Genomic DNA, 18,906 nt, shown 5'->3' on the forward strand with positions numbered 1-18,906 from the left:
TGGATGCCGGCTCCGCGCGAGCGGAGGTGTACCGAACGCCTACCAGGCGTCCATCACGCAGGACCAGTCGGCTCCGCGCGAGCGGAGGTGCCCCGCAGCTGCTGTACGTGCAGGGCCTGGCCGAGCAGTCGGCTCCGCGCGAGCGGAGGTGTCCCACCGGTGTTGCCGCGGCACCACACACCGTGTGAGTCGGCTCCGCGCGAGCGGAGGTGGCCCGTCGTCGAGCCAGTGGAGAACGAACACGCCATCGTCGGCTCCGCGCAAGCAGAGGCGCCCCGTTCTCCATCCAGATGCGGCGAGCGATGACGAAGTCGGCTCCGCACGAGCGGAGGTGGCCCGATGTCGCCCTGGGGGAGGACTTCGCAGACCAGGTCGGCTCCGCGCGAGCGGAGGTGTGCCAGTGCACCAGGAAGCGGCGCTGGCTCCGGTGGTCGACTCCGCGCCAGCGGAGGTGTCCTGTTGCAGACGTTCAGCGGGATCGTGACGCCGCCGTCGGCTCCGCGCCAGCGGAGGTGCCCCGGAAGACCGGCTCACCCTCGCGCAGGCGTGGGGGTCGGCTCCGCGCGAGCGGAGGTGTCCCGGCCGTCGCTGACCTCCCGGCCCGGACGGTGGTGTCGGCTCCGCGCGAGCGGAGGTGTCCCGAACGGCGGGGCGTGGCGGAAAGCATCGTGGGCGTCGGCTCCGCGCGAGCGGAAGTGTCCCGTTCAGGTTGCCGCTGCCGAAGGTGGTCGTGCTGTCGGCTCCGCGCGAGCGGAGGTATCCCGTACTGGTCGACCATGTACAACGCCGAGGACCAGCCGGCTCCGCGCGAGCGGAGGTGTCCCGTCGGTCGGCGCCCTGGTGAGGTAACTGAACTCGTCGGCTCCGCGAGCGGAGGTGTCCCGTCGTCGAGCCAGTGGAGGACGAACACGCCGTCGTCGGCTCCGCGGAAGCGGAGATGCCCCAGACAAGATCCACAAAATGTTGCGGCCCGGGTAGCACGGCGTGAGCGGGGGCGGCCCCCGGTCGCAGCGCACGGGGGGGCGCCCAGGTGGACTGCCCGTCAAGGTACTGCGCCGCCCAGTCTCTATCGCATATATCGCGGAATCGGGTCGCGTGGCGGGACGCAGCGCGGTTCGCGCAGACGTGGTCAGGTTTCCTTGGGGAAGAGCCGCTGCACCATCTCGATCACGAAGGCTGAAGGCCCCAAGGACATCCAGTATCCGTTCCTGGTCTCGTACCCGGGGCCGACAATCATGGTCACGGTCGACTCTGCACGGGTGAGGGCGACGTAGAAGGTGCGCCTCTGCTCCGCGAGCTCCGCCTCCGTGGGTTTCCGCCACTGCTTCCCGCTTGGGACATCACGCGGAATGAGGCCCTGGAGGAGGCCCGGCAGGATCACGGTGTCGAACTCTCGGCCCTTGGCTGCGTGGTAGGTGGCGAGCAGTACCTTGCCGATGACTTCCTCGCCGCGCGCGAGGTCCTGCAGCAGAAGGGCCTTGGACCTGCACAGGCCGGCCAGGCCATCGAGGCAGCTCGTGTTGTCCTGGTCGGGGTGTGCTGCGGCTATCTCGTCGAGAGCCAAGCCGGCGCGCAGCTGCTCCAGCCAGGCGAGGGCAGGTGCTTCGGCTGGGTAGAGCTCCTCGGGGTCGAGGCACAGCTGCAGAGCCCTGGGCACGAAGAGCCGCGAGGGGGACGGGGCGAGCTGGGCCTCGGTACGCAGCGTGGTGAAGGCGCGGGCCAGGGAGGCAAGTGACGGCGCCTGCGTACGGCGCAGCATGTCGGCGCGATCGGTGCCGGATGCGGTGTGGATCTGGTAGTTAGTGACGGCGCGGCTGGCGCACCGCTGGACGAAGCGGGAAAGGCTGCCTGCGGGGAGCTTGTCGTCACCTTCGTGCCGGAAGTCCTGCTTGCGTCGGGTGAGCTCGCTGCGGACGTCGTCGAGCAGGCGACCGCGAGCGGGGTAGAGGATGGCGATCCGCTCGGGGCTGATGCCTTTGTTCTGCGCCTGCTCGACCAGGTCGCAGGTCACTCGGGCATGGTCCGCGAGCCCTCCCTCGACCTGTTCGAGGTTGACGTCGCCTGGGGGTGCGCCTTCGCGGGCTAGGCGGCCTCGGGAGAGTCCGAGGGCGGCTTCGGCGGCGGTGATGATGTCCTGGCCGCTGCGGTAGTTGACCTCGAGTTCGAGATCGAGGAAGTCTGCTCGGCCTGCCAGCTCGGTCAGGTACTTGGCGTCGGCTCCGGTGAAGCCGTAGACGGACTGGTCGGTGTCCCCGACGGCGAAGACGGTGATGCCAGCCAGGTCGCGCAGGGCGAGGACGAGTTCGTGCAGGACTCCGCCGAGGTCCTGGTACTCGTCGACGACGAGGTGGGGGAAGCGGGAGCGCAGGAGGTCGCGGACATGTGCGTGCTCCCTAACGATGTGCACGGCCCGGGAGACCATGGCCTCGAAGTCGATCTCGCTTCGGAGGATGAGCTGTTCCTCGTAGAGGCGTGCCGCCTGGACTTCCCGCGGGTCGAAGCTGTCCAGGTTCTCATTGCAGGCCAGGGCCCGGCGGATCCGGGTGCTCTGGGGCATGCGGTGCTGGGCGAGAACCTCGGCGATGCCGACTTGGTCGAAGCAGCGTTGCAGGAGCGCTTCGGTGGCCGTCTTGTTGAGGACCTGACCTGCTTGGGGTGCTGGCTGCCCGGTCAGGTGCGCGAAGGCGCGGAGGATCTCGTTCAGGCAGAAGGCGTGCACGGTGGAGCAGGTGATCCGCCCTTCGGCGCGCACGCCGCTGCGGAGGACGCGGCGGCGGATCTCCTCGGCCGCCGCGTTGGTGTAGGTGATGCAGGCCACGCCGCGGAAGGCCGAGATCTGTGTTTGGAGCACGTAGGCAATCCGGGCGACGAGGGTGCGTGTCTTCCCGCTTCCCGGTCCGGCCCGCAGTACGACGTTGCCGTCGTGGAGAACGGCGGCCCGCTGCCTGGGGTGCAGACTGTCGAGCTCCGCTAGCAGGGCGTCACTGACCTGCATCGCTGCCCTGCCCGTTGGCCTGTGGCGCCGTGTGGCCGGTGAGCAGTGAGATTCCACGGGCCGCGCGGCTGATGCGCTCCATGGCCAGGAAGAGGTAGGAAGCCGTGCCCAGGCGGCGTAGGGCGTGCTCGTCCAGGGGGACAAGGTCATCCGTGATGTTGGCTTCGGACCGGATCCGGGCATCCAGGTCGACCTGGGCGATGTGCGCAGCGAGGCGTTGTGCGAAGCGGCCCTTGCCGAGGTCGCCGATGCGCTTGAGCATCTTCTTCCGCAGCTCGGGGTCGACCGTCGTGTTCAGCTCGTTGGCGACCCCGCGGCTCACGTCGTCGATCGCGGTGGCGTTGCCGTTCAGCTCCTTGAAGGCCTGGATGATCTCCTCGCCGAACATGGAGCACAGGTCGGTCTCCAGGGTCTGGGCGCCGACGTAGACGCCGTGGTCCTGGAGTTCTGAGGCGAGGGGACCGCGGGTCGTTTGGTAGCCGCCCGCGCCGGTTTCCGGCAGGCGGGCAATCTGGTCCCGGAGCGCCTTGCCGCGGGCTTCCTCGGGGTGGAGGTTCGCCCCCCGCTTGAGGCCGGCTTCCCGTCGGCCGCGCTTGTCGCGGGCGGCGTCTCCGTCGGTGATGACCACGTGAGGGGTGTCGAGGCCCTTCGGACCGAGGAGCGCCCGGTAGGGCTTGAAGTCGGTGCCGTGGACGCTGGCCACCACGGTTCCGTAGGCGTCGAGGTCGAACCCAGCGGCTTCGGCCAAGGCGGGGAGGATGTACAGCTCGGCCAGTCCTTCGACCAGCACGACGGCGGAGGCGAAGAGGACCTCGGCGCGGCTGACGTCGAGGTAGCGCTCCAGGTCCGCGGCCTGCTCGCTACTGACGGGGAGGGCGGACGTCGTGGCACCGGTAGTGCCGTTCTCCGTTGCACGCAGCACGATGAAGGAGCGAACCGGGGCAACGGCGGCGATGTGCGGACTGTGGGTGGTGAGGACGAGCGACGGTCCGCTGCGCAGCAGGTACCCGAAGAGGTGCCGCTGGAGGGTGACGTGGAGGTGGGCTTCGGGCTCCTCTACGGCGACGAGGGTGGCGATGAATTCCTCGTCGTCTCGCTGCTGGCTGAGGGCTTCGAGCAGCAGGCCGAGGTAGATAACGTTGGCGCTGCCCAGGCTGGTGTCGGAGATGCTCCTGCGGCGTGCCGTGTCGAAGAACAGCCGTACAGCGCGAATCAGTTCGTCCGGCTTGGAGGAGGCGAACCCCAGGGTGGGCTGGACCGCCAGGCGCGGCCCGAACATCGCTGTCAGCCGGTCCGTCAGGTGCCCCTCCAGCTTGGCGACGTTGTCGTCCTTGGTGAGCTGGTCAACTGCCGTGGCCATTGCCGAGGCGGTGGCTTCCAGGTTCACCGGGTCAAGGGGGAGCCGTTCGAGGAGATCCCTCATCGGGCTGCGCCGCCAGTTGTGCAGGTCCGCCTCGGCGTCTCGCAGGGCCGGCAGGACACGCAAGGCAACTTCGCGGCGGATGGCGCGCACGTCGTTGGTCTCGCGGTCGCCAGCGAAGACGATGACGTCGTAGTCCTTCGCGGTCAGCGGCCGGCCAGTCGGCTGCACACGGGAGCCATCGGCCGTGGCCACCTCCGTCCGCGGGGCGAAGCGGTAGGTCAGCCGGGCTACGTAGGGATCGAAGTCCACCGCGGCGCTGGACAGAATGCTCTTGGCGTCGGCGTCGTCGTCGAAGCCGCGTAGCTCGACCACGATGGTCACCTCGGCTCCGCCAGCCAGGCCTGTGGGGTGTCCTTCCCAGATGTCTTCCTCGCGCAGCATGCGCCGTGCGTCGGAGATGGATGGGTCGAGGACCAGGCGGATCGCTTCCAGCAGGTTCGACTTGCCGACGCCGTTCTCGCCGACGATCACGGCGTGGGCGGGGAAGTCGTCGATGACGAGGTGCCGGAAGTTTCGGAAGTTGCGTATCTCGATCCGCGAAATGTGCAGGCCCATTCGTCCCCTTGGCGATCTGGTGCGATGTGGTGATTCATCATTCCAGGACCACCCATGCCGGTGAGCGGTTTTCCTAGCGTCCGGTGGCCTACCAGGCCGCCTGATAGACGATCTTCGCTCGCGGGTGGCAGTGGGAACCTGTGGAGCCGAGTGCTAGTCGGCGGTATCAGCGGCTAGCTATGGTGGTGGGTATGGCAAAGCAGACGAATATCCGACTGGACGACGCCGTCAAGGCGGCAGCCGAGGACCGGGCCAAGCGCCGCGGTCTGACGCTGCAGGGGTACGTGGCTGACTTGATCGAGGCCGATGTGAATCAGGCACGTGCCGCCTTCATGGCTGGCGCCGCGACGTTCCTGGCCCAGTACGCGGACGCGTTCGAGGCGGAGGTCGGTGAAGACCGGTACCCCGGACTTCCCGAAGGGCTGGCCGAGCGCGCGCCGAGGGACGCCGCGTGAATCTGCGCATCGATCTCGCCTGGATCTTGGCAGTGGCGCAGCAGATCCCGGGGGATCCCCAGGTCGTCGACTACGGCGTGCCGGTAGCAGCCGAAGCACGTCATCGGGCGGAGGTCCTGGACCACGAGGTCTATCCCGAGCCCCATCACAAGGCCGCGGCCTTGCTGTGTGAACTGGCGAGGAACCCCAGCCTTGAGGTGCGCAACCTCTTGTTCGCAGCCACGGTGGCGGCGGCCTACCTGTCCGCATGCGGCCTCCCGGTGAGCCCTGGGCTGGACACCGTGATTCCCTTGGCCCGCGCCGCCCGGGACGGGCTCCCGGTACGTGAGGTCGCCGCTCAGATCAAGACCTGGACGAGCTGATCGGGCATGGCCGTGGGCAACGTCGCCCGGCCATCAATACGCCTCTGGTCATGGACCGGAGTTCCCGCGGTCGACGCATCGCGCAAGATCGGTCACGCGCCAGGGGGCGCCTGGTCGGTCTATGGTCTGCCGACGAAGTTCGTGACCAGCGCGCGGATCCGGGAGCGGAGCTCGGACCACTCCTCGGTAGATCGGTGCTCCACCTCCATCTGTTCAAGCACCCTTTCGAAGGACAGCAAGGCCACACGGCCGCGGTCCGGGCCTCATGCAAAGGGAGCTGCCTGACATCCGCGCCCTCGGCGCGGCGGTGCAGCGCGATGATCCGGGTCAGCACGTTGAGGTCGCCCAGGATTCGGACGAGCTCTTGATCCGCCCACCTGCGTCCCCCGTCGGCGCCGTCACCACCACCAGCCCCGGCTCCTCCCCGGCCGCCGCCCCGGGCAGAACCTCCGCCACATCGCGCTGCAGCGCGTTAGGCGGAAACGGGAACAGGTCACCGAAAGCCGGCTTGGCCTCCTGCGGGAACCCGGCCCGGCCGAGCCGGGCCGCCCGCACCACGCCCGGCGCCGCCGCCACCGCCCGCCTGTAATGCCCGTCCAACTCCCTGGGGCGTCCCGCCCAGTCCCGGCCCGGCAACAAACGCCTGATCCAGCCGATATCGCTGGCCAGCCAGTCCGCCAGCACCACCAGCCCGTACAGCCGGACCGCCGTCACCGCCGACAACTCCCCCGACGGCACCGCCATACCCCCCACCACCCGGCGCAGCTCCAGCAGATGCTGACGCCGCTGCTCCTGCCAGCTCCCCTCCCCCAGCCCCGCCTGATACCGCGAGGCCGCGGCCGCCTGCCGCAACGGCACCACCCCTGCGAAACACCCGTGGTGACCGCCCAGCCACTGCGCCACCTGATGCGCAAGACTCCCCGCCGGCGACCGGCCCACCCGATAGCCGATCTCCCCCAGCAGCGACACCAGCGACCAGTGCGTCCCCTGCTCGTGCCGGAACCCCCGCAACCCCTCCGCACCCACAGCCGCCACATACGACCCGTCCTCAGCGACCGCCCCGAACGCCGCGGGCACCTGCGCCTGGAACACCGGCGTGATCTTCCCCAGATCATGCAGCCCAGCCCAGAACGACAGCACCGGCCGGGCATCCCCCACGCTCAGACCCAGCTCGGCTGCTATCCGCCCACGCGCCACGTCATCCAGCAGGACATCCCACAACGCCCCGAACACAGCCGCCGTATCCAGCAGATGACAGACCAGCGGATACGGGTACGGCAACCCGTGCTCCTTACCCCACAACCGCACATCGACCAGCGGAGCATCCTCGTCGTCCATGACACGCTCTTCTAACACCACCCACTGACAACACCCCCCGACCAGCACTTCTCCAAGTCACAGCACGGCAAGCAGAGTTACCCTCAAGGCCGACCACAACGCCGAACCGGAATCCCGGCTCCATGACCCCCACACCCCGCCCAACAACCAGACCCCACCGCACCGCAAAATAAAGAAATGACCAAGCCGCTCTACCGCTGCAGGTCGCGAAGTGTCGGCTCCGCGCGAGCGGAGGTGTCCCGGCGTTGCAGCGATTGGCCAGCCTCCGCATCCAGTCGGCTCCGCGCGAGCGGAGGTGTCCCGCCATCTCCCGCAGCAACGCCGCCGACCGGTTCGTCGGCTCCGCGCGAGCGGAGGTGTCCCGTCTCGGAACCGCACGGCAGCCTCAACTGAGTCGTCGGCTCCGCGCGAGCGGAGGTGTCCCGGTCTTCAACGTCATGCGGCGTTCGGACCAGATGTCGGCTCCGCGCGAGCGGAGGTGTCCCGAAGCCGGAGACCGCGCTCCAGGCATTGTCCTCGTCGGCTCCGCGCAAGCGGAGGTGTCCCGGTGCAGCTCGAAGAGCAGCAGATCACCGGCGGGTCGGCTCCGCGCGAGCGGAGGTGTCCCGCACCTGTTGCAGGCGTGGGGGTGGGGGCAGTCGTCGGCTCCGCGCAAGCGGAGGTGTCCCGGTCTGCCGCGCACTGGATCTGCCGGAGGACGAGTCGGCTCCGCGCGATCGGAGGTGCTCCGGCGGGACGCGTCGGTACTCCTCCCCGTCATGCGTCGGCTCCGCACGAGCGGAGGTGACCCGTTGGGGGGCTTCGTGACGGAGTGAATGGCGGCGTCGACTCCGCGCGAGCGGAGGTGTCCTATGACGGTTGACGTCAGCCGACTCCGCCCGAGCGGAGGTGTACCGCTGCTGAGTTACGCGTCGAAGCGGGACGCCATGTCGGCTGCGCGCCAGCGGAGGTGTCCCGGTGAGCGTGCCCGTCAGCGGCATGCCGTTTGGGTCGGCTCCGCGCGAGCGGAGGTGTCCCGGTCTGGCCGCTGCACAGACGTAGTGGAACAGGGGTCGGGTTCGGCTGCGTCACGACTGCATCATCACACCCTCCACTGACAACCCACGGGACACGGAGAGGCACGCGAGCGTGCACGACGACGTGGCAGGGCACGATCAGGGCGATCAAGGCTCACAGGGCGGCGTCCCGTATCCACTGGTCCTCACCGGCGCATACGCCGCGCAGGCACACCGCCTCGCAAACCGTCCCAGCCAGGACCTCGACATCTGCCGATGTCCCGGGGTCGTTCTTGATCCCGACATCCTTGTTCAGGCCTGCGTGATGGCGCCGTCTTCCATCAGCGATACTGGAAGCATGGATGCGACGACCGCTCCCGTCCGCGCCGAGGTGCTGAGGGACCGCTACCGCAGCCGGCTGCCCAGGAGCCTCGGGGAGCTGGCAGGCCCCGTCGAGGGCACCGTCGACCTGCCGCTCCACATCGTCTGGTCCGGGCGGACGAGCTACAGCCTGGACCGCCCGAAGTCCTGCATGACCCTCTACCGGGCCGTTCTGGCCGAAGGCCTGCGCGAGGACCTGGCAGCCTTCCTTCACCATCGGCTGCTGGCCGAGCAGTGGCCCGTTCTACGTCGCCTGGTCAGCCCCTACATCCGCGAGGCGTGGGAGGATACCTTCCCCGAGCTGCCGCGCACCGGCACGGCGGCATGACGGCCGCGTGAAGCTCCCCCCGCTCCACGAGCGCCTCCTCGCTGACGTCCTCGACCTTGGCTCCCCCTATCCCCTGGTGCTCACCGGCGGATACGCGGTGCAGGCCCACGGCCTGGTCGAGCGCTTCAGCCGCGACCTCGACGTCGCCACCGAAAATCCCGCCCCGATGGAGGAGATCGTCGCCTCACTCACGGCCGGCCTCACCGCGCGCGGCTGGCGGACCACGCATGTCCAGACCGACCCGCTCAGCGGCCGGTTCCTCGTCACCGACCCCGACACGGGCGAAGAATGCGAAGTCGATGTCCTCAAGGAGGCGTTCTGGGCCCCGCCCGCCCAGACCCGCTACGGTCCTGTCCTCTCCCTCGATGATGTGATCGGCACCAAGGTCCGCGCCCTTGCCGACCGCGGCACCGTCCGCGACCTCATTGACGTGCAGGCCGCCTCCCGCCACCGCTCCATCGCCGACCTCGAAGCACTCGGCCGCCGACGTGCCCACGATGAATTCAGCCTCGAAGACCTTCGTGACCGGCTCACCGGCGCGGACTGGTACGAGGACGAGGACTACACCGCCTACGGACTGAACGCCCAGCAGATCGCCGAACTCAAAACGTGGGCACTGGAATGGGCACAGGACCTGGGAACACGGATCCACGACGAAGACGACTGACATCCCCCACGCATGAAAGCAGGCGAGGTCGACACCCGCAGGAAAGACCTGCAGGCGGCACCACCGGGGTGCGCTCCAGACGGACCCACCCCGGTCCCGAAACAATTCCAACCTGAAGTGAAAATTATTACATTAATAGCATTAATGGATGGTGGCTGGGCTTTCAGATAAATCTGCACCCGAGACAGCACTCCTGCCAACAATCGCGACCGGGTGCTGCGGGCCCTGACGAAAGCCGTCCAGGCCGGACTCATCCCAGGTTTCACCGGGACGACCCAGCGCATCGTCAACGTGCTCGCAGGCCGCATGGACTACGACACCGGGCACGCCCGCTACGTCCTGACGGACGTCATGGAACGCACCGGCCTGGGCCGGACCGCGGTCACCAACCACGTACGACTGCTCCGCGCCGGCGGCTGGCTCGCCTGGGCCGAACACGGGTCACGGCGCAACGCGCTGCGATCCCGCAGCCTGCCCGGCTACGCGAAGACCGCGACGGTGTACGCCGCGACGATCCCACCGCACTACGACACCCACGTGGGCAACACGGTGGCCGGCACCGGCTACCGGGCCCGGCTCATCACCGGCCAACGCACCGCACCACCTCGAGGGACCGACACCAAGGCTCCTGTCGACGACCATACGCGGACCCCTTCCCTGTGGTGGGTTGAGAAAGAGGAAAAGGTACAGCTAGTAGGTGGTGAAGAAGGTTCTACCGCGAGCGCGACAGACGAAAGGTCCGTCCGACGGAAGAAACGTCGCCGGCTGACGGTGACCGGCTACAAAATCACCGGCGCCCGCATCGAACGGGCCCGCCAGACCGCGAAATCGGTACGTCCGCTCGTCAACTGGACACAACGCTCCACACTCGACGAACTGTCCTGGGTGCTACTCGACCTCATCGCCCGAGACTGGAACGAACCCCGCATCGTCCGCTGGCTCCACCACCTCGGCCACGAACTCGGCGTACCCCGATGGCGGCCACGCGCCCCCCACCGCGTCATCGCCGCCGCCCTACGCCGCAAGACACAGCAAGACGCACTCACAACCGTCCCCACCGACCTGAAGCACGAGGAACACCTCCCGCAGGTGGGTCCCAACAGAGCCTTCCAGCAGGCCACCGCCGTCCTGCGCAAACCGCTCGGCGGCCACGCACAACCCCCCGGTTCCCTCGACGGTTCCGGTGATGGCGACGAAACCGCCCTCACCGCCTGGGAGTTGGCACACCTGCGCGAAGCAGCAAGAACCGACCCGACGCTCGTCCTCGCATACGCCCACATCCGCGGACCAGCCGCCACTCTCGCAACCTACGGCACCATCGCCCACACAATCCTCACCACCCCAGCCGCATACACCGGCTTCCACAGGACGGTCTGACGCTGACGCCACAAACCCCAGCCGCCCTGTGAGCCAGATGCGATCCCCCGAGGCTGCTATGTCGTGTCAAGCCGCTTGAGCGAGTTCGCCGACGTTGCCGAGTCGGTTCCGGTCGGCGCGCTCAAGGATCTTGAAGATTTGGCGGCAGATGACCCGCTTGAGGCATCGCTGCGCGTCACGGGAGGTCTTCCCCTCGGCGATCTTGCGTGCGACGTACGTCTTCGTAGAGGGATCGAGTCGCATTCGGATCAGGGTGATCGTGTGCATGGCCCGGTTGAGCTGCCGGTCGCCACTGCGGTTGAGGCGGTGTCGATTGGTCAGCCCGGACGAGGCAGGGATTGGCGAGAAACCGGCGAAGGAGGCGAAGGCGGCTTCCGAACGGAATCGTCCCTGGTGAGACCAGCTGACCAGTATCTGGGCGGCGGTGATCGGTCCGATTCCGAGCAAGCCGAGAAGCTCGGGGGCCTGCCGCCGCACCAGGGCGAGGATCTCGTTCTCAAGTTCCTTGGCCTCGGCCTGCAGGGCCTGGATGCGCTGGGCCGTGGACCGCATGGCTCGCACAGTCATCCGGTGCTCGAGGTCCTGGGCCGGGCGGTGTCGGAACTGAGCACAGTAGGCGATCTGGGCGGGGCGCTTGAGCTTCGCGGCCGTGGAAGCGAGGACAGCGCCGTGACGGGTGGCAAGCAGCACCCGCAATGCCTCGCGTTCGCCACGGAGGCGGGGCTGGATCAGATGCTCGGTGGCCAGGGCCTCCTTGGCGGCCCGGATGGCGTCGAGCATGTCGGTCTTACGGCCCCCGCGGTTGGCCGCTCGTTTTGGGCGGCAGACCTCGACGACCTGCTCGCCGGCCTGGTCCAGGAAGACCGCGAGGCCAGCACCGTAGCTGCCGATGCCTTCGAGGGCCCAACAACGGCGGCCGGGAACGTGCTGGCGGGCGAAGTCCAGCAGGCGACGATAGCCGCGGGCGTTGGCCGGGGAATCGGTGCTGGCCAGAACGGCGCCGATGGGGCTCACGGCGGCTGCGGCGAGGGTGTCGCGGTGGGTGTCGACGCCGATGACGCCATCGACTTGTTCTGCAAGCATGGTCATGCGGTTGTTCTCCTCCGGGCGGCCGACCGTAACGGCGTCGGCCTGGGTGGAGTCACCGCGTGGCGGAACTGTGATGAGTCACGCCGGAAGGCGGACAAGCTGCTGATCAAGCCAACGGGTGGGCCGGGCCGACGCCCGTGTCCGGCGGACATCTCGGGGGAACGGCAGTCCCTGACGGGACGCCAGTTATGTTTCGAGTCATGCCGGATCACGAGCGCCGAGCCTGGCAGCAACCCATCCCGGGCCGCAGAAGAACTCTCACAGTTATGTTTTCCGCGGTCCTCCAAGAGGACCGCTGGCCTCCGGGCCCGGCATGACTGTTCCCCCCTGTCGAACGGATGACCTGGGGGGTGGTGTCACCGGGCCCGGGAGGCGTCGTTGGAGACGCTGATGAGAGGTCCGACTACCGCCTGGCCTGGCGCAATGCCCGGCCGCTTGCGGGCGGCAGGTCTGCATAACGTGGATGCGCATATACGACGCCGACGCCCTGGCCAGCACCGCACAAACCCCGTTCGGGAGGATGGGTTGGACGACATCAACGACGTGGGCGTCTTCCTCGGCCTGGACGTCGGCAAGAGCGCCCACCACGGGTACGGGCTCACCCCGGCTGGCAAGAAGGTCTTCGACAAGCAGCTGCCCAACAGCGAGCCGAAGCTGCGGACCGTCCTCGACAAGCTGGCCGCGAAGTTCGGCATTGTGCTGGTGATCGTGGACCAGCCCGCCTCCATCGGAGCACTCCCGCTCACGGTCGCCCGGGACGCGGGCTGCAAGGTCGCCTACCTGCCCGGCTTGTCCATGCGGCGGATCGCCGACCTCTACCCGGGCGAGGCGAAGACCGACGCGAAGGACGCCGCGGTGATCGCGAACGCCGCCCAGACCATGCCGCACACCCTGCGCTCTTTGGAACTGACCGACGAGATCACCGCCGAACTGACCGTGCTGGTCGGCTTCGACCAGGACCTGGCGGCCGAGGCCACCCGCACCTCCAACCGGATACGCGGCCTGCTCACCCAGTTCTACCCCAGCCTGGAACGCGTCCTCGGCCCGCGCCTGGACCACCCCGCGGTGACCTGGCTGCTGGAACGCTACGGATCCCCGGCCGCGCTGCGAAAGGCCGGACGCCGCAGGCTCGTTGAGGTGACCGGGCCCAAGGCTCCGCGCATGGCTGCCCGGCTGATCGACGAGGTCTTCGACGCGCTCGATGAGCAGACCGTCATGGTCCCGGGCACCGGCACCCTCGACATCGTGATCCCGTCCCTGGCCCGTTCGCTCGCAGCCGTCCACGAACAGCGACGAGCTCTGGAAGCGCAGATCGGACAGCTGCTGGAGGCTCACCCTCTTTCCGCGGTCCTGACCTCGATTCCGGGGGTCGCGGTCAGGACCGCCGCCACCTTGCTGGTCACCATCGGCGACGGAACCAGCTTCCCCACCGCCGCTCACCTGGCCTCCTACGCCGGCCTTGCCCCGACGACGAAGTCGTCGGGGACCTCGATCCACGGCGAACACGCGCCCAGAGGCGGCAACCGGCAGCTGAAACGCGCGATGTTCCTGTCCGCGTTCGCCGCCCTGCACGATCCCGCCTCCCGCACCTACTACGACCGATGCCGGGCCCGCGGGAAGACCCACACGCAGGCACTCCTCCGCCTGGCCCGCCAGCGGATTAACGTGCTGTTCGCGATGCTCCGCGACGCCACCTTCTACGAACCCCGAACCCCACGCCTCGCTTGACGAAAGACATAGAGGCACCCCCCCGCCCGGTACCCCCTGCCATCGGCACTGGCCCGCGTGCCGCCTTTGGCCGACGGGCCTGGCGTCCCATGCGCGTGTGCCTGGCGCGGTCAGTCTGTGGTGAAGCTGGACAGCATCGCAGCGGGGTAGCGGCTGCCTGCCGAGCCGCGGGGAAGGATCTCAGTGATGCGGGCCAGATCAGCGGCGGAGAGCTGGACGTCGGTGGCGCCGGCGTTCTCCTCAAGGCGCTTGGTGCTGCGAGTGCCGGGAATGGGCGCGACGTCCTCGCCCTGGGCGAGCAGCCAGGCCAGCGCGAGCTGGGCGGTAGTGATGCCCTTGCTGTCGGCCAGATTCTTGAGCTGATCGATGGCGCGCACGTTGTACGTGTAGTTCTCGCCCTGCCAACGCTCGTCCCAGCTACGCATGTCGTCCGCGGGGTATTCGCTGGCGGGCTTGACCTGGCCGGCCAGGAAGCCGCGGCCGAGCGGGGAGTAGGGCACCAGGCCGATGCCGAGTTCCCGCAGAACGGGAAGGATCTTCTCCTCGACCTCCCGCTCGAAGAGCGAGTACTCGTACTGGAGCACGGAGACCGGGGTGACGGCGTGGGCGCGGCGGATGTACTGGGGGCCGACGTTGCTCAGGCCGAAGTACTTCACCTTGCCTTCGGTGATCAGTTCGCCGACCACGCCGGCGACCTCCTCGACCGGAACGGCGGGGTCGGAGATGTGCTGGTAGAAGAGGTCGATGTGGTCGCTCTGCAGGTAGCGCAGGCTGTTCTCGGCGACCTTGCGGATGTTCTCGGGGCGGCTGTTGAAGCCGGGGCTGAGCGCCGGGGCGGTCATGTCGAAGCCGAACTTGGTGGCGAGGACCACCTCGTCGCGGAAGTCCTTGACCGCCTTGCCCAGGAGGATCTCGTTGCTGCCGGTACCGGCGCCGTACAGCTCGGCGGTGTCGAAGAAGTCGATCCCGAGTTCGTGGGCGCGGCGGATGGTCGCGATGCCCTCGTCGTCGTTTGAGGCGCCGTAGGCCATGGACATGCCCATGGTCCCCAGGCCGAGCGCCGAGACGCGCAGACCCTGAGAGCCCAGATTGCGGTGCTGCATGAGTTCACTCCCTCAGTGTTTCGCCGGCTTCACCCGTAGAGGCCAAACCGAACTGTTCCGTTTGACCCTACGCGCCGACCGCCCGGATGCCAAACCAAACGGTTCGGTGCTCTATCCTGGGGCTATGTCCCAGTCCCGCGACTCCGGCCAGACCGCAGCGCCCGCAGGAGCCGCTGGCGGCGGCGACACCACGCGCGAGCGCATCCTTGCCGCTGCCATGGAGGAGTTCGCTCGCCACGGCATTGCCGGCGCGCGCGTGGACCGCATCGCCAAGCTCGCCAAGACCAGCAAAGAACGCGTCTATGCCTACTTCCGCAGCAAAGATGCGCTCTATGCCGCTGTCGCTGCACGAGAGTACGTCGTCATCGCCGAGGCCACCCAGATGGACCCGTACGACCTGCCTGGCTACGCGGGCCGCCTGTTCGACTACTTCGTCGCCCGTCCAGACCACCACCGCCTGATCACCTGGGGCCGCCTCGAACTGCCGGGCACCACAGCCGTTGCCGACGATCCCGACCAGGCAGTGATCGCCCGCAAAATCGACCAGCTCCGCCAGGTGCAGCAGGCTGGACAGCTCGACCCCGCCTGGGACCCGGCCGACGTCCTCGCCCTGGTCAACCAGATCGCCATGACCTGGGCGTCACAACCCGAACTCAGCGAGGCCGCCGCCGCACACGCCGTGGACCCCACCACCGCCGCCCGCCGCGCCGCGGTGGTGACCGCTGTCGAACGGCTTTTCCCTCGAGCACGCTGAGGTCCCCCGGACCGGCGGCAGCCCTGCTCGAACATTTCCCAAACGGCGCCGGCCCTTGCCGCTCACCAATGGGCCATCCTGCTGACGAATCAGTGCTCCTGGGCCAGGGAACAGACGCCGGGTGGGCAGGCACGGGCGCCTGCTTGCGGCAACTTCACTTGGCCGCACTCGGGTATTGAAGCTGGCCCCACCGTGTGGCCGTGAGGGGGCGTATGTGGGTCACCACCTGGCGAAACACCGAGGTCACTGGTCCTGGCCGACCGGTCGCCCAAGCCGAGCACGGCGGGCTCCCCGCCGAATGGCGGACAAGTCCCGCGCCCGGCGGCATGCCGGAACCCGGCAGACGCGCGGACCATCGTCGTACGACCGCCGCACACAGCATGAGGAGCACAAGCAATGACGCTTACGCCGCCCCCGTTCGACCCGGAGCTCGCGGCCGCCCTGGAAATGATCAAGGACCCGCTGCCCCTCAAGCTGACCATGGACGAGATCGAGGCCCTGCGCAACGGGCCCGGCATCGCGATGTTGCCACCATGGACCTGACCCTGGACGGCGCCTTCGAGGTCGAGGACCGGGTCGTGGCCGGCCCCGAGAACGCGCCCGACATCTCGCTGCTGATCTGTCGGCCGGCCGCTCCGGCGACGGACCGTCCACTGCCCGTGATCTACCACATCCACGGCGGCGGCATGGTGGCCGGCAACAACCGCGCCGGCGTGAACGACGCACTGCGGTGGGCGAAGGAGCCGGGCGCGGTCGTGGTGTCCGTGGAATACCGGCTGGCGCCGGAGCACCCGCACCCTGCGCCAATCGACGACGTGTACGCCGGGCTGCGGTGGACCGCCGAGCATGCCGAGGGCCTGCCAACCGTTGTCCCGCCCAAATGATCTTAGGAGACGGCTACCGAGGGCAGCGGCAGGCCATCTCGCCTTGGTTGGGGTCATGGTCGGGCCGACCATGACCCCAACCAAGGGGGTATCGGTTCGCGCGTCAGGCGGTGGTCTGCCGGTTGTGGTGCTTGATGAGCGCGTCCAGCATCGTGTTGAACTCGTCGGGCGGCATCTTGTGGATGAGGAAGTGCGCCGCCTGCAAGCCGTCGTTGTAGGGGAACTTCTTCGGTTGCTGTCCCGGGGACTGGTCGTCCCTGGCTGCGTCGTCGGCGCGCGGTTCGGGGAGCGTGGTGGTCCGGTCCGGCTGTGGCCGGCCGTCCTGTGCGGGCAACATCGTGCCGGGATTATCACGGCGTGATACTTGCGCCGCCTCCGTGCTGTCATCGGCTGATGGGTCAGCCGCTTTCGGAGGTTCCGGTGTCTCGCGGATGGGCGTGCGACGGTCGGCGGCGGCGCGCTCGTCTGCCTTCTTCTTTTGTTCTTCGGGGGACAGCTTGCCCAGGTTGCGTACGTGCTCCACCGTCCGCTCGCCAGTGACTAGGTCCTTCTGGAGCTCTGGTGACAGCTTCAGCAAGGACAGCTTGCTGGAGATGGTGTTCTGGGGGATGCCGAGTCGCCGGGCAGCTTTGGTCTGGGTCCCGTAGTAGGTCACCAGTTGCTGGAGCGCGTGGGCCTCTTCCAGTTCGGTCATGTCGTCGCGGTGGTAGTTCGCGATGAACGCGGCCTCGAGGAGGGACTCGTCGGTGCTGACGCGGGCGTTGTCGACGCGGACGGGGATGGTGGCCAGGCCTACGCGGCGTGCGGCTTCGAGGCGCCGGTGACCGTCGACTACGACGTAGTGCGCGCCTTCGTCCAGGTCGTCGGTGCGGTCGGGCCGGTCGCGGAGGTAGGCGTCGGTCGTCGCGATGACGATGGGCAGGATGACGCCGACTTCACGCACGGACGCCACGGTGTCGTCCAGGTTGCGCAGGTGGTTGCGCGGGTTGTCGGGGTTGTCGCTGATCTGCGTGACCGGCAGATCGGTGACTGCTGTCGCCATGGTGGCGCCGTCCCCGATGGCGTGGCCGATGACACCCCGCCGTGAGCTGCGGGCGCCAGCAGCCGCGCCGAATGCGGTTCCGCTGCCGAGTTGGTCTGCTTTGCTCACAGGGTTGCCTCCATTGCGATCATCCGCATGGTGTTGGCCTGCTTCGAGTGCGGCGCGTACGAGAGGAGCGGTTGTTTGACGCGGACCGCTTCGCGCTGTTCCTTCAGGTCGTCCAGGACGGCCAGGACGCGCTGGTCTTCCAGGCTGGCCCACTGGTCCAGGGACGAGGTGGCGACGAAGCCGCGTCGTGCGTCGTACTGGTTGACCACCAAGCCGAGGTAGTCGATGTCCAGGCCGAGGTCCTTGCGCAGGTCCTCGATCTGGTCGACGAGCATGCGGTAGGCGGTCGCTGAGCTGTCTTCGGCCTGAACGGGAATCAGGACGCCGGAACGAGCCGGCCGTTCGTTGCGGCGCCGGCGCGCGTAGTACAGGGCTGCGTCCATGGCCAGACCGAGGCTGGGAGGGCAGTCGATGATGATGACGTCGTAGTCGTCCTCGATCGGCCGTAGTGCCCGCTCCAGGGCTACTTCCTTCTGGAAGCCGCGGGACTGGGCAGCGGTGAGTGCAAGCCGGGAGTCGAGTACGAACCCGTCGAACGCGCCGGGCAGTACGTCTAGGCGGCGCCCGAATCGGGGGTCGTCCACGGTGACGATCAGATCGCGCAGGTCGCCCTCTGCCTCACCGATCATGTGGGAGACGAGGCTTTCCCGGCCGGGTTCGATCTGCGGGATCCCGAGCTGGTCGGACAGGTGGCTCTGGGGGTCGTAGTCGACAACCAGGACCCGCCGTCCTCCGATCGTCACCCGGTCGAGCAGGTCGTGGACGTCGGTCTTGGTCTTCCCTATGCGCTTGAGGTCGCCGTAGGCGAGGGAGTCGATGAACCGGGTGAGTGCTTCCCGGCCGACGTCGGGGTCTTCGGCGTAGGCCTCGCCCATCCCGAGGGACACCGTGGTCTTGCCGACGCCGCCCTTCTGGTTGGCGTTTATGATCCGCACCGGGTCGGCCGTCTGCGCAGCGTTTTCCGGGGAGGGGTGTTCGTCCAGCCAGAGCCGGATGCTCTGGGCGAGGCCCTGCGTGTAGGAGACCGAGCGGTCGTTGCAGGTGCTCCTGAAGTCGTCGTACAAGCCGGGCGGGAGCCACGGGGAGAACGACTTCGCGCCCGACGTGTCGATCTCGGGCGAGGGGCGGGTGCTGGTCCGCCAGGCGGTGATGCCGGCTTCGACGGCATCTTGGATGTCCAGGCCGAGTTCGGCACATCGGATCTTCAGTTCGCGTTGGAGCGCCGGGGGGAGCTTGGACGTCACCTTTTCCCGGTCTCCCTCAGGGTATGGAGAGGCCACGACGTCACCTTACTGACCTCTGCTGCTTCTGAGGCACCCGGT

Annotated in this window: 14 protein-coding genes, 1 pseudogene and 1 CRISPR repeat array; of the genes and pseudogenes, 8 read left to right on the forward strand and 7 right to left on the reverse strand. The window is 68.2% G+C overall.

The genetic code is table 11. The annotated features are described in order from the left end of the window. Window positions 1-1,129 precede the first annotated feature (1,129 nt). Window positions 1,130-2,995 carry an ATP-dependent helicase gene (locus tag ACZ5K7_RS35225; protein WP_468920041.1) on the reverse strand — a complete coding sequence of 622 codons (1,866 nt, stop codon included), beginning with the start codon at window positions 2,993-2,995 and terminating at the stop codon, window positions 1,130-1,132. Then, window positions 2,982-4,973, reverse strand: a complete 1,992-nt coding sequence (locus tag ACZ5K7_RS35230; protein WP_468920043.1) for an ATP-dependent nuclease — start codon at window positions 4,971-4,973, stop codon at window positions 2,982-2,984. Before ACZ5K7_RS35230 ends, ACZ5K7_RS35225 begins: the two co-directional genes overlap by 14 nt. 191 nt (window positions 4,974-5,164) lie before the next feature. On the opposite strand from ACZ5K7_RS35230, the gene ACZ5K7_RS35235 reads away from it, so the two are divergent. Both ACZ5K7_RS35235 and ACZ5K7_RS35240 read left to right on the forward strand, forming a co-directional pair. After that, a complete protein-coding gene (locus ACZ5K7_RS35235) occupies window positions 5,165-5,428 on the forward strand; it encodes a hypothetical protein (RefSeq protein ID WP_199839040.1) in 264 nt (87 codons plus the stop codon). Next, window positions 5,425-5,790: a hypothetical protein gene (locus ACZ5K7_RS35240; RefSeq protein WP_468920045.1), complete on the forward strand. Its 366-nt coding sequence runs from the start codon at window positions 5,425-5,427 to the stop codon at window positions 5,788-5,790. Before ACZ5K7_RS35235 ends, ACZ5K7_RS35240 begins: the two co-directional genes overlap by 4 nt. 327 nt (window positions 5,791-6,117) lie before the next feature. On the opposite strand, the gene ACZ5K7_RS35245 is transcribed toward ACZ5K7_RS35240, so the two are convergent. Continuing rightward, complete coding sequence (locus tag ACZ5K7_RS35245; protein WP_468920048.1) at window positions 6,118-7,128, reverse strand: CRISPR-associated endonuclease Cas3''; 1,011 nt, start codon at window positions 7,126-7,128, stop codon at window positions 6,118-6,120. Between the two features lie 213 nt (window positions 7,129-7,341). Then, a CRISPR array of direct repeats spans window positions 7,342-7,980; the repeat unit is 29 nt; unit sequence GTCGGCTCCGCGCGAGCGGAGGTGTCCCG. A 501-nt stretch (window positions 7,981-8,481) separates the two neighbouring features. On the opposite strand from ACZ5K7_RS35245, the gene ACZ5K7_RS35250 reads away from it, so the two are divergent. The 3 genes from ACZ5K7_RS35250 (at window position 8,482) to ACZ5K7_RS35260 (ending at window position 10,876) form a co-directional block, all read left to right on the forward strand. Beyond that, window positions 8,482-8,832 (forward strand): hypothetical protein, encoded by a 351-nt coding sequence (locus ACZ5K7_RS35250; RefSeq protein ID WP_468920050.1) that lies wholly within the window; start codon window positions 8,482-8,484, stop codon window positions 8,830-8,832. 7 nt (window positions 8,833-8,839) lie between these two features. Continuing rightward, window positions 8,840-9,499: a nucleotidyl transferase AbiEii/AbiGii toxin family protein gene (locus ACZ5K7_RS35255; RefSeq protein WP_468920052.1), complete on the forward strand. Its 660-nt coding sequence runs from the start codon at window positions 8,840-8,842 to the stop codon at window positions 9,497-9,499. Between the two features lie 213 nt (window positions 9,500-9,712). Further along, a complete protein-coding gene (locus ACZ5K7_RS35260) occupies window positions 9,713-10,876 on the forward strand; it encodes a hypothetical protein (protein ID WP_468920054.1) in 1,164 nt (387 codons plus the stop codon). Window positions 10,877-10,942: 66 nt separating this feature from the next. On the opposite strand, the gene ACZ5K7_RS35265 is transcribed toward ACZ5K7_RS35260, so the two are convergent. After that, window positions 10,943-11,965, reverse strand: a complete 1,023-nt coding sequence (locus ACZ5K7_RS35265) for an IS110 family RNA-guided transposase (RefSeq protein WP_468920056.1) — start codon at window positions 11,963-11,965, stop codon at window positions 10,943-10,945. Window positions 11,966-12,490: 525 nt separating this feature from the next. Between ACZ5K7_RS35265 and ACZ5K7_RS35270 the strand changes: the two genes are divergently transcribed. Further along, on the forward strand, window positions 12,491-13,693 hold the full coding sequence (locus ACZ5K7_RS35270; protein WP_468920058.1) for an IS110 family RNA-guided transposase: 1,203 nt from the start codon (window positions 12,491-12,493) through the stop codon (window positions 13,691-13,693). A 110-nt stretch (window positions 13,694-13,803) separates the two neighbouring features. Here ACZ5K7_RS35270 and ACZ5K7_RS35275 read toward each other — a convergent pair whose 3' ends face one another. Then, window positions 13,804-14,796, reverse strand: a complete 993-nt coding sequence (locus ACZ5K7_RS35275; RefSeq protein WP_468920061.1) for an aldo/keto reductase — start codon at window positions 14,794-14,796, stop codon at window positions 13,804-13,806. Window positions 14,797-14,920: 124 nt separating this feature from the next. On the opposite strand from ACZ5K7_RS35275, the gene ACZ5K7_RS35280 reads away from it, so the two are divergent. Beyond that, window positions 14,921-15,550, forward strand: a complete 630-nt coding sequence (locus ACZ5K7_RS35280; protein WP_468920063.1) for a TetR/AcrR family transcriptional regulator — start codon at window positions 14,921-14,923, stop codon at window positions 15,548-15,550. Window positions 15,551-15,946: 396 nt separating this feature from the next. Then, a pseudogene (locus ACZ5K7_RS35285) lies at window positions 15,947-16,401 on the forward strand (alpha/beta hydrolase); the annotation flags it as partial. 136 nt (window positions 16,402-16,537) lie between these two features. On the opposite strand, the gene ACZ5K7_RS35290 reads toward ACZ5K7_RS35285, so the two are convergent. Together ACZ5K7_RS35290 and ACZ5K7_RS35295 are read right to left on the reverse strand one after the other, a co-directional pair. Further along, window positions 16,538-17,584, reverse strand: coding sequence for a ParB/RepB/Spo0J family partition protein (locus tag ACZ5K7_RS35290; protein ID WP_468920065.1), 1,047 nt, complete (start codon window positions 17,582-17,584; stop codon window positions 16,538-16,540). Continuing rightward, window positions 17,581-18,864, reverse strand: coding sequence for a ParA family protein (locus tag ACZ5K7_RS35295; protein WP_468920068.1), 1,284 nt, complete (start codon window positions 18,862-18,864; stop codon window positions 17,581-17,583). The genes ACZ5K7_RS35290 and ACZ5K7_RS35295 overlap by 4 nt, the downstream gene beginning before the upstream one ends. Window positions 18,865-18,906: the final 42 nt, after the last annotated feature.

Source organism: Streptomyces sp. NPDC031497 (assembly GCF_055580905.1).